We start from the raw sequence: 12930 nt of genomic DNA, 5'->3' as shown, positions 1-12930 counted from the left end.
TGTGCTAGCTGACCCGCCGCTATCGCAGGCAAGCCAGCTCCCACAGTTTGACTATGTTTGGCGGGAGTTCTTAGGGAAGTTCGAGGCCGCCGGCGGCTTTGTGCAGCTTGCGCAAGTGTTCGCCGACTTGCTTGAGGTTGGCCTCACACGCCGCAATCTCATCAGCCCTGGCCGGATCCAGCAGCGCCCTCACCTCTTTATCCAGGTCGCCGGTCAGCGATTGCAGCTGTTTCTGGCGTTCGGCGCTTTCCGATTCCAGGCGTTTGGCTTCCGATGGTTGCGGCAGGCCGTAGCCGCCGCTGCCGAGCAGTTCCGCCGGGCGGCTGAGAAAGCCGCTGTTGGCGAGGATTTGTTGCAAGGTGTTGTTGGCCTTCTCCATGCCGCCGTTTTTCAGCTCGCGGGCGCCGAGATAGCGTTGTTTGACTTCGTCCTGGGCCAGCATCAGTTGTTTGCGGTAGCTCGCCTGTTCCAGCAACAACAGCGCGGCGCTGGTGCGCAGGTCGGCCTTGTCGAACCACGGGCGGCGCTCGGCGGCGCTGAGGGACAGCCAGTCTTCGACCTGGGTCTGCTTGATCGGCAGGTGTTTGCGCAACACGTCGAACATCGCCTGGTAGCGCTTGCGGAACGAGTCGAAGTGGTAACCCAGGCGCAGGGCGTTGCGTTTGTCGTCGAGCACGCTGGTGTCGGCCAAACCACGGGCGCTCAACACTTCGAGCAAGCCGTTGGGGGTGATGTTGTCCAGGCCGGTCAGTTGCGGGTTGGCGCTGCCGCTGCGCAACAGTTTCAGGCTTTCGACCGCGCAGTTGTTGGAGATGAAGAAGTAGTTGCCGTCATAGCTCCAGTGCATCTCGGCGGCGTGTTCGACGGTGTCGTTGATTTCCTGGCGTGACAGTTTCAGCGGCACCGAGGCCAGGCCGCGCAGTTCGGTCTTGGTGTATTCGTCGATCACTTGGGCCAGCGGCAGCACGAACAGCCGCGAAGGGTATTTGCCCACCAGGCCGTCCCAGCTCGACAGCTGTACGTCACCGACAAAAGCGCGGTAGGACAACACCAGGTGCTGGTCCAGGTCCAGCCGGCAATCCGGCCCGCGTGGGCGGCCGGGCGCGCAGATCACCAGGCGCAACATGCTGTGGCCCCAGCGGCTGACCAGGTTCTGGTTGGCTTCGGCCAGCAGGTAGTCGATCTCGTAGACGCGTTCCGGGTCGATCTGGCCGAGGGGTGTCTTGGCGAAGTCGTTGCCGGCGTTCAAGAAGGCGTAGGTCTTGGCGCAGGCGTCTTGTTGCGGTGGCGCCCAGCCGAAGTGTTGCTGGTAATAGCGGAACAGCGCCGGGCGGCGGCAGGCGTAGCTGGGGTCGAGGAGGAAGTACTCCATGTTGACCGCGACGAATTCCAGCGGGCTGGTGGTTTCGTATATGTCCGGGCTGCGGGCGACCTGGCGGTTGTACTGTTCGCGTTCACCGCGACGGCCGACGTATTGCGGCCAGCCGGCGAGGTCCAGCAGGCGCGGGTCGTCGCTGAGGGTGAAGCGGCGGTCATTCTGGCCACGGCATTGATCGGGCAGGCCGATCAGGCCGGTGAGGTTGTTCTGGCGGCTGCAACGGTTGATCAGCGCACGGTCGTCGTTAGACCACAGGCGTGCACGGTCGTAGATGTGGGTCAGTTCATGCAGCACGGTGGCGAGCATTTCCCGGCGCACGGTGCCGTGGGGGCGATTGGTTTTCTGGGTGGCGGCGCTGCCGTCGGTGAGGCTGGCGAGCAGGTTGCGGTTGAGGTCCAGCTCGGACACCAGAGAGGCTTGGCCGTAGGCATTCTCGGGCATCTTGTCGGTCCAGCCGACATCGATTTGCCGGTCCAGCTGCTCAATGAAGCGCGGCGGCAGTGCGCGCATCGCTTCATCAAGCAATGCCTGGCTGGCCTGCTGTTGTGCCGGGCTCAAGCCATCGGTCTTGAGCCGCAGTTGCAGGTTGGCCTGGGCTGCGCCTGCACTGAGCAGGACAGTCCACGCCAGGAGCCAGGTGGTGAGGCGCCTCACAGAGCGAGGATAGCTTCGGCGAGGGTCTGGTCGCTGGCGTTGCGGGCTTCGGGCACGCGGGTACGCAGGGTGTCGAAGGCGGCTTCGAGCTGCGCGCCACGGATCTCGCCGTTGCTGGCGACGAAGCTGGCGGCGTCGTCGTGGGCTTCGCGGACGATTTTCGAGTCGCGGATGGAGGTGGTGGTGTCCGAGGTGAAATCAATGGTGCGGCCGGAGGCGCGAACAATGATGTTACTGGTGGCCACCAAGGTATGCGCCTGGGCAACGTCGGCCAACAACAGCAGGCCTAGGGTGGCGGCGATCAGCGGGCTACGCATGGAATGACTCCGATTACAAAGATGGAAATACAAAGATGATTATTGGACGAGAATTGCTTGTGCCAGTTCACGGTCGCTGGCGTTAAGTTTCGGGTGGCTGCGGCGCAGGTCATCCAGTGCGGATTCCAGGCGTGCTCCGCGCCATTGGCCGTCAGTGGCGATAAACGCGGCGGCGTCATCCCTGGCGGCCACGATTTTTCTGTCGAATGGCGCGGAGGTCACCTTGCTGGTGGCGTACGCGCTGGCGACGGTTCCCTGGGTGGTCACGTCAAAGGCCGAAGCCAGTGGCGACCAGCAGGCGGAAAATACTAAAGGGGCGATGAACAGGCGGTATGAAAAAGCCATGGGACTCGACAACTGAAAACGAGCGCCAAGGCTAGCGCAATGCCCCGGCGAGAGCCAGCGCCGAGGCATGCGGCCTAGGGTCAGATGGCCAGGATGGCTTGGGCCAGTTGGGCGTCCGTCGCGGTGTTCAGTTGCGGCGCTTGTTGGCGGATCTGGGCCAGGGCGCTTTCCAGTTTCACGCCACGGATGGCGCCTTCGCTGGCGACGAAGCTGGCGGCGTCGTCGCGGGCGGCGCGTACGACTTTGTTGTCGCGCAGGGAGGAAGTGGCATCGGACGTGGCGTCGGAGGTGGCTTTGAGCGCGCCGACGATCGAGTCAGTGGTCACGATCAGGCTGGTTGCGCTGGCGTTGGCAGCGATGGCCAGCAGGGCGGCAGCACTCAGCAGACGAAGACGGGACATGGGGTGACTCCTGTAGATGAACGGATAAGGTGGCGCAAGGCAGCCAATGTGGATCAGACGCCCGTACGACAAGGTTCGCCACGTAGTGGCTGGATATTAAGCCGCCGCTTATCCGTTCGGAAAGCCTCTTGACCGACTAGTCACGCCAGAACGGCTTGGCCAGCTCGGTCATCCGATCAGCGGGGCTGATGCCGAGATCAGACAGCGCGCGATGATCGAGCTGCGCCAACTGGCGCCGTTCGTGGGCTTGGCGTGCCCATTTGGCAAGGGTTGAGAGCAAGCGTCTATATACAGAAGTGTGGGTATCCATGATTGGCGCCTTTCTTTCATGAGGTCCTGGAACACCATGTTGGGCGAGTCGCTGTGACCGATACAGATACACCAATGCTAAATTGTACCGCTCAACTGTTTGATTTTTTAAACTGTACTGCTCTGCGCGGGGGGCTACTGTTTTTGTCGCCGAATAACCAAATCCCGGAAACAACAAAGCCCGCCTCCGGTCTCCCGGGGCGGGCTTTGTTTTGACAAATCAGGTTGCTGGCGGTGGACCCGGCAGGTCAGGGCCAGCGAGCGCTAAATCAGCGCCAGAACGGCTTGCTCAGCTCTTCGTAGCGTTGAGCTTCGCTGATACCGGCGTCAGCCAGCAGACGCGAATCCAGACGAGCCAGTTGGTGGCGGCTGGAGATGCGGCGCTGCCACAACATCAGGTTGGCGATAACGCGCAGAGGCAGGGAAGCCTGGGTGTTTACAGCTTTTTCTTCGAAGAACAGTTCGGAACTGAGTGTACGTTCCATGATGACATCCTTCCGCTTGTGGCGGGATTAGGTAATGGTTTAACTGATGCCAATGATCCTCCTCCGGCGCAAGACTCTCTAGATACAGTTCACCTGTATTGTGAGGGGCCAGTTAACTGTTTAAGGGGGCTGTACTGTACGGAAATGGGGCAACTGTACCTGTCCGCACTGAAACAGTGCGAAATAGGCATTTTCGGCGGGAGGTGTGGGATGTTTCGGTAGGAAATGACCGGTACAGCAGTACAGTTTTTGACAGAAGTGGCGATGGCAAGACCGGGCTGATGAAACTGTATTTGCATCAGCCCGGATCTGTATCAATCACGCCTTGAGCATATGCCCGGTTTCTTCCAGGTTGATGTGCCAGCTCAGGGCTTCTCGCAGGATGTGCGGGGTGTGCCCGCCGATGGCGCAGGCCCTGTCGAAGTAGGTGTTCAACGCATCGCGGTAGGCAGGGTGCACACAGTTGTCGATGATCACCCGTGCGCGTTCGCGTGGCGCCAGGCCGCGCAAATCTGCCAGGCCGACCTCGGTCACGAGGATATCGACGTCATGCTCGGTGTGGTCCACATGGCTGACCATCGGTACCACGCTGGAAATCGCGCCGCCCTTGGCGATCGATTTGGTGACGAAGATCGCCAGGTGCGCGTTGCGCGCGAAGTCGCCGGAGCCGCCGATGCCGTTCATCATCCGCGTGCCGCAGACGTGGGTGGAGTTGACGTTGCCGTAGATGTCGAACTCCAGCGCGGTGTTGATCCCGATGATACCCAGGCGCCGCACCACTTCCGGGTGGTTGGAGATCTCCTGCGGGCGCAGCACCAGCTTGTCCTTGTAGTGTTCCAGGTTGCCGAACACGTCGGCATTACGGCGCTCCGACAAGGTGATCGAACTGCCCGAGGCGAAGCTCAGCTTGCCCGCGTCGATCAGGTCGAACGTCGAGTCCTGCAACACTTCCGAATACATCGTCAGGTCTTCGAACGGTGAGTCGATCAAGCCACACATCACTGCGTTGGCGATGTTGCCGATCCCGGCCTGCAGCGGGCCGAGCTTGTTGGTCATGCGCCCGGCGTCCACTTCCTGCTTGAGGAAGTTGATCAGGTGATTGGCGATGCCCTGGGTGTCGCTGTCAGGCGGCGTCACGGTGGACGCGGAGTCGGCCTGGTTGGTAATGACGATGGCGACGATCTTCTCCGGCGGGATCGGGATCGCGCTGCTGCCGATGCGGTCATCGACCTTCACCAGCGGAATTGGCGTGCGGGTTGGTCGATAGGTCGGGATATAGATGTCGTGCAGCCCTTCCAGGTTCGGGTTGTGCGCCATGTTGATCTCGACGATCACCTGTTTGGCGAAAATCGCGAAGCTGGCCGAGTTGCCCACGGAGGTGGTTGGCACGATGTGGCCTTGCTCGGTGATTGCGACGGCTTCGATGACCGCAATGTCCGGCAGCTTGAGCTGGTTGTTGCGCAGTTGCTCGACGGTTTCCGACAAGTGCTGGTCGATAAACATCACCTCCCCCGCGTTGATCGCCTTGCGCAGGGTGCTGTCGACCTGGAATGGCATGCGACGGGACAGCACGCCGGCTTCGGTCAGTTGCTTGTCCAGGTCGTTGCCCAGGCTGGCGCCGGTCATCAGGGTGATTTTCAGCGGCGACGTCTTGGCGCGCTCGGCCAGGGCGTGGGGCACGGCCTTGGCTTCACCGGCGCGGGTGAAGCCGCTCATGCCGACGGTCATGCCGTCTTCGATCAGTGCGGCGGCGTCTGCCGCGCTCATGACCTTGTCTAACAACGAAGGCAAGCGGATGCGATCACGGTACATGGATTCTTATCTCAGGCTACGGAAGCAAGGTGCGCAGTTTAGTGATTTCAAAAAAATTCGGCCCGCTACCATGGTCGAATGCCGGGCAGCGATTTAGAGCCTTTGGTCGGGTTTCATGCAGTAATAAAAAACCCCAGCCTACAAGAGGCCGGGGTTTCGAGTATTGCGCTGTAGCAGTGTTACTCGACGGCTTTGACCATGTCTTCGATGACCTTCTTCGCATCACCAAAGACCATCATGGTCTTGTCCAGATAGAACAGCTCGTTATCCAGACCGGCATAACCACTGGCCATCGAGCGCTTGTTGACGATGATGGTCTTGGCCTTGAAGGCTTCGAGGATCGGCATGCCGGCAATCGGCGAGTTCGGATCGTTCTTGGCGGCCGGGTTGACCACGTCGTTCGCGCCCAACACCAGCACCACGTCGGCCTGGCCGAACTCGGAGTTGATGTCTTCCATCTCGAACACCTGGTCGTAAGGCACTTCGGCCTCGGCCAGCAGGACGTTCATGTGGCCGGGCATGCGACCCGCCACCGGGTGGATCGCGTACTTCACGGTGACGCCACGGTGGGTGAGCTTCTCGGTCAATTCCTTGAGCGCATGTTGCGCCCGCGCCACTGCCAGGCCGTAGCCCGGCACGATGATCACGGTGTCGGCGTTGGTCAGCAGGAAGGTCGCATCGTCGGCCGAACCGGATTTGACCGGGCGTGCTTCTTTGGAACCGGCAGCGGCACCGGCATCCGGCGCATTGCCGAAACCGCCCAGCAGTACATTAAAGAAGGAACGGTTCATCGCCTTGCACATGATGTACGACAGGATCGCGCCGCTGGAGCCCACCAGGGAGCCGGCGATGATCAGCATCGAGTTGTTCAGCGAGAAGCCGATGCCCGCTGCGGCCCAACCGGAGTAGCTGTTGAGCATCGACACCACCACCGGCATGTCGGCGCCACCGATCGGGATGATGATCAGCACGCCCAACACGAAGGCCAGGGCCAGCATCAGTGCGAACGCGGTGAGGTTGCCGGTGAACATGAATGCCAAGCCCAGGCCCAGGGTCAGCAGGCCGAGTACCAGGTTCAATTTATGCTGGCCGCCGAACTGTACCGGTGCGCCCTGGAACAGGCGGAACTTGTACTTGCCCGACAGCTTGCCGAACGCGATCACCGAACCGGAGAAGGTGATTGCACCGATGGCGGCACCAAGGAACAGCTCCAGGCGGTTGCCCGCAGGGATCGCATCACCGAGGTGTTTAACGATACCCAGGGACTGCGGCTCGACCACTGCAGCAATCGCGATAAACACCGCAGCGAGGCCGATCATGCTGTGCATGAACGCCACCAGCTCCGGCATCTTGGTCATTTCTACGCGCTTGGCCATGATCGAACCGGCGGTGCCGCCGACCAACAGGCCGACAATCACGTAGCCAATGCCTGCGGTGGCCAGCTCAGCGCCGAGCTTATAGATGAGGCCCACGGTGGTGAGCACCGCCAGCGCCATGCCGAGCATGCCGAACAGGTTGCCGCGACGCGACGTGGTCGGGTGCGACAGGCCTTTGAGGGCCTGGATGAAGCAGATCGACGCGATCAAATACAGCGTCGTTACCAGATTCATGCTCATTACTTCTGCACCTCTTCTTTCGCAGCTTTGGGCGCTTTCTTCTTGAACATCTCAAGCATCCTACGAGTAACCAGGAAGCCACCGAACACGTTCACCGCCGCCAAAGCCACGGCCAGGGTACCCATGGTCTTGCCCAGCGGGGTCACGGTGAGGGCGGCAGCCAGCATGGCGCCGACGATCACGATCGCGGAAATCGCGTTGGTCACCGCCATCAGCGGTGTGTGCAGCGCGGGCGTCACGTTCCAGACCACGTGGTAACCGACATAAATCGCCAGCACAAAGATGATCAGGTTGTAGATACCGGGGGAGATAAGCTCTTCCATCGTCTGAATCCCTGCTTAGGCGTTTTTGCGGATGACTTGGCCGTCGCGGCACATCAGGCACGCGGCGACGATGTCGTCTTCAAGGTTGATTTCAAACTGCCCTTCCTGGGTGAAGACCAGCTTCAGGAAGTCCAGCAGGTTGCGCGCGTACAAGGCCGACGCATCGGCGGCGACAGCGCCGGCGAGGTTGGTCGGGCCGCAGATGATTACGCCGTTTTCCACCACGACTTGGTCGGCGACGGTGAGCGGGCAGTTGCCACCTTGGGCGGCAGCGAGGTCGATGACCACGGAGCCGGGTTTCATCTGCGCGACGGTGTCGGCGCTGAGCAGGGTCGGCGCCTTGCGGCCGGGGATCAGCGCGGTGGTGATGACGATGTCGGCCTGCTTGGCGCGTTCGTGCACGGCCAGGGCCTGGCGTTGCATCCAGCTGCTTGGCATTGGGCGGGCGTAACCACCGACGCCGACGGCGCATTCGCGTTCTTCGTCGGTTTCGTAAGGCACATCGACGAACTTGGCGCCGAGGGACTCGATCTGCTCTTTCACCGCCGGGCGTACGTCAGACGCTTCGATCACCGCACCCAGACGTTTCGCTGTGGCGATGGCCTGCAGGCCAGCAACACCCGCTCCGAGGATCAGCACGCGCGCGGCTTTAACGGTACCGGCGGCGGTCATCAGCATCGGCATAAAGCGCGGATAGTGATGAGCGGCGAGCAGCACGGCTTTATAGCCGGCGATGTTGGCCTGGGAGGACAGCACGTCGAGGCTTTGGGCGCGGGAGGTACGCGGCGCAGCTTCAAGGGCAAAGGCGGTGATGCCCTGCTCGGCGAGCTTGGCGATGGTTTCGTTGCTGAACGGGTTGAGCATGCCCACCAAGACGGTGCCGCTTTTGATCAGCGTGAGTTCGCTGTCGCTGGGGGCCACCACCTTGAGAATCAGCTCGGCGCCAAACGCGTCGTTGGCGCTGCCAATGGTTGCGCCTGCCGCTTCATAGGCACTGTCCGTGATGCTGGCCTTAATGCCGGCACCGCTTTGTACAGTGACCTTATGGCCCTGGCCGATCAGCTTCTTGATGGTTTCCGGGGTGGCAGCCACCCGCGTTTCACCGGTCTGGGTTTCGAGAGGAACACCAATGTGCACGTCAAATCTCCTGCATGATCTTTTTGCTTTTGATCTTTTTGTAAAAAGGCCAGTGCACCGCGAGTGGCGCAACTGGGGCGGCCGATCAGCACGATCCCGCTGAAATGACAGCGGGGCGCGGCATTTTGCAGGCGAACTTTACGGCCTTCAAGGGATTATGACGGGTGACGAAAAATTAACTACAAGTCACCCTGTGACTGATTGTCGCAACACTTCGAAATAACCTCTTCAAATACATGGGTTTAAAGGGCTTCAGGCATTTATCGGGTATTTTTCCATTGCTGGTATGAATAGTCGCGCATTGACCTGTAAGCGTCGCTGAAGGCCATGAGAATCATGGCTTTGCGCCGTATTTTCCACCGACAAGTACAGTCTGCTTAAATGCGACATATACGTATATCTGTAGGATCTGGATTTACCTGACTACAAAGTCAATAAGCTGGCATTGTCCTTTAAATGCTGGGGCTATAGCGCTGTGACTGATCGATCAGCCAGTCCCTGAACGCGTGCAGTGACGCGGATTCGACTTTTCTGTCAGGAATCATCAGGTAATACGCCTTCGCGCTGGTCAGAACATCGGGGCTTGCGATCACCAGTCGCTGCTCATCCAGCTCGCGTTGAATAAGGAACGGTGGGATCAGCGCAATGCCCATGTCATGCATGGCGGCTTGGGACAACATCGAGAATAGCTCGTAGCGCGGGCCTGTCATGTCGCGGGGCACGTTCAATTGCTGGGCGTCGAACCATTGGCGCCATGCGTAGGGTCGGGTGGTCTGCTGCAGCAAGGGCAGCTGCGCGATCTCCTGGGCGGAAAAGTGCGTGCGGTCGCCCAAGAGGTGTGGGCTGCACACAGGGACTGGGTTTTCTCCCATCAGTCGGTGGGATTCTGTACCGGACCAATCGGCATCACCGAAGTAGATCGCGGCGTCGAAGTCGGTGTCGGCAAACAGGAACGGCCGTGTGCGGTTGGTGAGGTTGACCGTGACTTCCGGGTGCTGGCGTTGAAAATCCTTGAGGCGGGGGATCAGCCATTGGGTGCCGAATGTTGGCACCACGGCCAGTTCGATGACGTTGGCGCCCTGCTGCCCCATCACGGACAAGGTGTCGCGCTCCACGGCATCGAGTTGGGTGGCCACGCGACGACTGTAGGACAGCCCTGCCTCTGTCAGCTTTACCCCGCGCCGTGAGCGCCGAAACAGCTCGACACTTAAAAAGTCCTCAAGGCTGGCGATTTGTCGGCAGATGGCACCCTGGGTGATCGAAAGCTCGTGTGCTGCCTTGGTAAAGCTCTCGTGGCGCGCCGCCGCTTCAAAACTGACAAGGGCGGTGGTGCTGGGGATTTTTCTACGCATGTACCTTGTCCTCACATGTAAAACGCATAAGCGGCGCTATTGAGTGTTTCGGAGTGAGAAATTAGCACAACCCTATGCGGAAACCTCGTTTGCCCTCCCTGCTCCCTCGGCCTAGGCTCCATGCACGACTTCTGATTTATCTTTGCGAGGACTTATTCATGGCTGGCAAGGCAAGCTTCAACTGGATCGATCCGCTGCTGCTGGATCAACAGCTCACCGAAGAAGAGCGCATGGTGCGCGACAGCGCTGAGCAATTCGCCCAGGACAAGCTGGCGCCGCGCGTGCTTGAAGCCTTCCGCCATGAAAAGACCGACCCGGCGATCTTTCGCGAGATGGGCGAGACCGGTTTGTTGGGGGCGATGATTCCCGAGCAGTACGGTGGCAGTGGCTTGAACTACGTCTGCTATGGGTTGATTGCGCGTGAAGTGGAGCGTGTCGACTCTGGGTACCGCTCGATGATGAGTGTGCAGTCTTCGTTGGTGATGGTGCCAATCAATGAATTTGGCACCGAGGCTCAGAAGCAAAAGTATCTGCCGAAGTTGGCCTCGGGTGAGTGGATCGGTTGTTTCGGTCTGACGGAGCCTGATCACGGTTCCGACCCGGGCGCGATGATTACTCGTGCACGCAAGGTGGATGGCGGCTACAGCCTGACGGGCGCCAAGATGTGGATCACCAACAGCCCGATTGCCGATGTGTTTGTCGTCTGGGCCAAGGACGATGCGGGGGATATCCGTGGGTTTGTTCTGGAGAAAGGCTGGAAAGGCCTGAGTGCACCGGCGATTCACGGCAAGGTTGGCCTGCGTGCATCGATCACTGGCGAAATCGTCATGGATAACGTGTTTGTGCCGGACGAGAACATCTTCCCGGATGTCCGTGGCTTGAAGGGGCCGTTCACCTGCCTCAACTCCGCGCGTTATGGCATTTCCTGGGGGGCGTTGGGCGCTGCCGAGTTCTGCTGGCACACCGCTCGCCAATACACCCTTGATCGCCAGCAATTTGGTCGGCCATTGGCGGCGACCCAGTTGATTCAGAAGAAGCTGGCCGATATGCAGACCGAGATCACCTTGGCCTTGCAAGGCTGCCTGCGGTTGGGACGGATGAAGGATGAAGGGACGGCGGCGGTTGAAATTACGTCGATCATGAAGCGCAACTCCTGTGGCAAGTCCCTGGATATCGCACGTATGGCGCGGGACATGTTGGGCGGTAACGGTATCTCCGACGAGTTCGGCGTGGCCCGTCACCTGGTCAACCTGGAGGTGGTCAACACTTATGAAGGCACTCACGACGTGCACGCGTTGATTCTGGGGCGTGCGCAAACCGGTCTTCAGGCGTTCTATTAATAGGAGCACGGCATGGGCGCGCTTTCACATCTGCGGGTACTGGATTTATCGCGAGTGCTGGCGGGGCCTTGGTCCGGGCAGATTCTTGCGGACCTCGGGGCTGAGGTCATCAAGGTCGAACGGCCGGGCAGTGGTGATGACACCCGGGCGTGGGGGCCGCCCTTCCTTAAGGATGCCTATGGCGAGAACACTAGCGAGGCGGCGTACTACTTGTCGGCCAACCGCAATAAAGAGTCGGTGACCATCGATTTCACGCGACCCGAGGGGCAGAAGCTGGTGCGTGACCTGGCGGCCAAGTCCGACATCCTCATCGAGAACTTCAAGGTTGGCGGTCTGGCGGCGTATGGGTTGGACTATGAGTCGCTCAAGGAGATCAATCCGGAGTTGATCTACTGCTCGATCACGGGTTTTGGACAGGCAGGGCCCTATGCCGGGCGTGCGGGCTACGATTTCATGATCCAGGGCTTGGGTGGGCTCATGAGCCTGACCGGGCGATCCGAGGGTGATGAGGGCGCCGGGCCGGTCAAGGTGGGCGTGGCGTTGACGGATATTCTCACGGGGCTCTACTCGACCGTGGCGATCCTGGCAGCGCTGGCGCATCGGGATCATGACGGTGCAGGGCAGCATATCGATATGGCGCTGTTGGATGTGCAGGTGGCATGTCTGGCTAACCAGGCGATGAATTACCTGACGACGGGTGTGTCGCCGAAGCGTTTGGGTAATGCGCATCCGAATATCGTGCCGTATCAGGACTTTCCTACGGCAGATGGTGATTTCATCCTGACCGTTGGCAATGACGGCCAATTCCGCAAGTTTGCCGAAGTGGCTGGGCAGCCGAAGTGGGCAAATGATCCGCGCTTCTCTACTAATAGAATGCGGGTGGCCAATCGTGCGGAGCTGATTCCACTGATTCGCCAGGCGACGGTGTTCAAGACGACGGCTGAATGGGTGGAGCAGCTGGAGCAGGTTGGTGTGCCGTGCGGGCCGATCAATGATCTGGCGCAGGTGTTTGCCGATCCGCAGGTCAAGGCGCGTGGCTTGGCGATGGAGTTGCCCCATGCGTTGGCGGGGAGGGTGCCTCAGGTGGCCAGCCCTATACGGTTGTCCAAGACGCCAGTGGAGTATCGGAGCGCGCCGCCTCTGCTGGGGGAGCATACGGCCTTGGTGTTGCGTAAGGTGCTTGGTTTGGGGGAGGCGAATGTGGCGGCTTTGAGGGCGGCTGGGGTTGTCTGATACGGCTCTTCTATATAGAAGAGGCCGAGTTGGTGGTTTTTTAATCAATTTAAGTTAATTGATAGAAAAACCAAATTAACGGTTGACGGCAGATTCTGGATGTCTATAATTCGCCCCACTTCCGGCGCAGTCGAAACGGAAAACTCCTTGGTAAACAATGAGTTATGTGAGTTTCGACAGCAAGTGCTTCAGTTCATCGAAGCCAGAAAGAAGTTGAAAAAGAGGTGT

The 12930-nt window shown here is 60.0% G+C and carries 13 protein-coding genes; 2 read left to right on the top strand and 11 right to left on the bottom strand.

Features of this window, described 5'->3' with window-relative positions:
* Positions 1-70: 70 nt before the first annotated feature.
* The 11 genes from B348_RS0110135 to B348_RS0110085 form a co-directional block, all read right to left on the bottom strand.
* Positions 71-2032, bottom strand: a complete 1962-nt coding sequence (locus tag B348_RS0110135; protein ID WP_017736007.1) for a DUF4105 domain-containing protein — start codon at positions 2030-2032, stop codon at positions 71-73.
* A complete protein-coding gene (locus B348_RS0110130; protein ID WP_017736006.1) occupies positions 2029-2349 on the bottom strand; it encodes a DUF2388 domain-containing protein in 321 nt (106 codons plus the stop codon). Before B348_RS0110130 ends, B348_RS0110135 begins: the two co-directional genes overlap by 4 nt.
* A 39-nt stretch (positions 2350-2388) precedes the next feature.
* The gene (locus B348_RS0110125) at positions 2389-2694 is read right to left on the bottom strand and encodes a DUF2388 domain-containing protein (RefSeq protein ID WP_017736005.1); all 306 of its coding nucleotides are present in this window, start codon (positions 2692-2694) and stop codon (positions 2389-2391) included.
* An 80-nt stretch (positions 2695-2774) separates the two neighbouring features.
* On the bottom strand, positions 2775-3095 hold the full coding sequence (locus B348_RS0110120) for a DUF2388 domain-containing protein (RefSeq protein ID WP_017736004.1): 321 nt from the start codon (positions 3093-3095) through the stop codon (positions 2775-2777).
* A gap of 136 nt (positions 3096-3231) precedes the next feature.
* Positions 3232-3405, bottom strand: a complete 174-nt coding sequence (locus tag B348_RS1000000130815) for a DUF1127 domain-containing protein (protein ID WP_081609219.1) — start codon at positions 3403-3405, stop codon at positions 3232-3234.
* Positions 3406-3673: 268 nt separating this feature from the next.
* Positions 3674-3889: a DUF1127 domain-containing protein gene (locus tag B348_RS0110110; protein ID WP_012721550.1), complete on the bottom strand. Its 216-nt coding sequence runs from the start codon at positions 3887-3889 to the stop codon at positions 3674-3676.
* A gap of 318 nt (positions 3890-4207) precedes the next feature.
* Entirely contained in the window at positions 4208-5701 is a 1494-nt protein-coding gene (locus B348_RS0110105; protein ID WP_017736002.1) for an acetyl-CoA hydrolase/transferase family protein, read from the bottom strand.
* 179 nt (positions 5702-5880) lie between these two features.
* A complete protein-coding gene (locus B348_RS0110100; RefSeq protein ID WP_017736001.1) occupies positions 5881-7317 on the bottom strand; it encodes an NAD(P)(+) transhydrogenase (Re/Si-specific) subunit beta in 1437 nt (478 codons plus the stop codon).
* Complete coding sequence (locus tag B348_RS0110095; protein ID WP_017736000.1) at positions 7317-7640, bottom strand: NAD(P) transhydrogenase subunit alpha; 324 nt, start codon at positions 7638-7640, stop codon at positions 7317-7319. Before B348_RS0110095 ends, B348_RS0110100 begins: the two co-directional genes overlap by 1 nt.
* A gap of 15 nt (positions 7641-7655) precedes the next feature.
* Positions 7656-8777: a Re/Si-specific NAD(P)(+) transhydrogenase subunit alpha gene (locus tag B348_RS0110090; protein WP_017735999.1), complete on the bottom strand. Its 1122-nt coding sequence runs from the start codon at positions 8775-8777 to the stop codon at positions 7656-7658.
* Positions 8778-9229: 452 nt separating this feature from the next.
* Complete coding sequence (locus B348_RS0110085; RefSeq protein ID WP_017735998.1) at positions 9230-10129, bottom strand: LysR family transcriptional regulator; 900 nt, start codon at positions 10127-10129, stop codon at positions 9230-9232.
* A gap of 158 nt (positions 10130-10287) precedes the next feature.
* Between B348_RS0110085 and B348_RS0110080 the strand changes: the two genes are divergently transcribed.
* Both B348_RS0110080 and B348_RS0110075 read left to right on the top strand, forming a co-directional pair.
* Positions 10288-11469: an acyl-CoA dehydrogenase gene (locus tag B348_RS0110080; protein WP_017735997.1), complete on the top strand. Its 1182-nt coding sequence runs from the start codon at positions 10288-10290 to the stop codon at positions 11467-11469.
* Between the two features lie 12 nt (positions 11470-11481).
* Positions 11482-12702 (top strand): CaiB/BaiF CoA-transferase family protein, encoded by a 1221-nt coding sequence (locus B348_RS0110075; protein WP_017735996.1) that lies wholly within the window; start codon positions 11482-11484, stop codon positions 12700-12702.
* The last annotated feature ends 228 nt before the right edge of the window (positions 12703-12930 follow it).

Origin of the sequence: Pseudomonas sp. CBZ-4, from assembly GCF_000346755.1 — a bacterium.
GTDB lineage: Bacteria > Pseudomonadota > Gammaproteobacteria > Pseudomonadales > Pseudomonadaceae > Aquipseudomonas.
Note: the sequence above shows the minus strand (reverse complement) of the source record. Positions and strands in the feature narration are given on the sequence as shown.

Bases quoted from the DNA above. Each gene is read 5' to 3' on its own strand.
- B348_RS0110130 (WP_017736006.1), bottom strand. From the start codon at position 2,349: ATGCGTAGCCCGCTGATCGCCGCCACCCTAGGCCTGCTGTTGTTGGCC.
- B348_RS0110125 (WP_017736005.1), bottom strand. From the start codon at position 2,694: ATGGCTTTTTCATACCGCCTGTTCATCGCCCCTTTAGTATTTTCCGCC.
- B348_RS0110120 (WP_017736004.1), bottom strand. From the start codon at position 3,095: ATGTCCCGTCTTCGTCTGCTGAGTGCTGCCGCCCTGCTGGCCATCGCT.
- B348_RS1000000130815 (WP_081609219.1), bottom strand. From the start codon at position 3,405: ATGGATACCCACACTTCTGTATATAGACGCTTGCTCTCAACCCTTGCC.
- B348_RS0110110 (WP_012721550.1), bottom strand. From the start codon at position 3,889: ATGGAACGTACACTCAGTTCCGAACTGTTCTTCGAAGAAAAAGCTGTA.
- B348_RS0110105 (WP_017736002.1), bottom strand. From the start codon at position 5,701: ATGTACCGTGATCGCATCCGCTTGCCTTCGTTGTTAGACAAGGTCATG.
- B348_RS0110100 (WP_017736001.1), bottom strand. From the start codon at position 7,317: ATGAGCATGAATCTGGTAACGACGCTGTATTTGATCGCGTCGATCTGC.
- B348_RS0110095 (WP_017736000.1), bottom strand. From the start codon at position 7,640: ATGGAAGAGCTTATCTCCCCCGGTATCTACAACCTGATCATCTTTGTG.
- B348_RS0110085 (WP_017735998.1), bottom strand. From the start codon at position 10,129: ATGCGTAGAAAAATCCCCAGCACCACCGCCCTTGTCAGTTTTGAAGCG.
- B348_RS0110080 (WP_017735997.1), top strand. From the start codon at position 10,288: ATGGCTGGCAAGGCAAGCTTCAACTGGATCGATCCGCTGCTGCTGGAT.
- B348_RS0110075 (WP_017735996.1), top strand. From the start codon at position 11,482: ATGGGCGCGCTTTCACATCTGCGGGTACTGGATTTATCGCGAGTGCTG.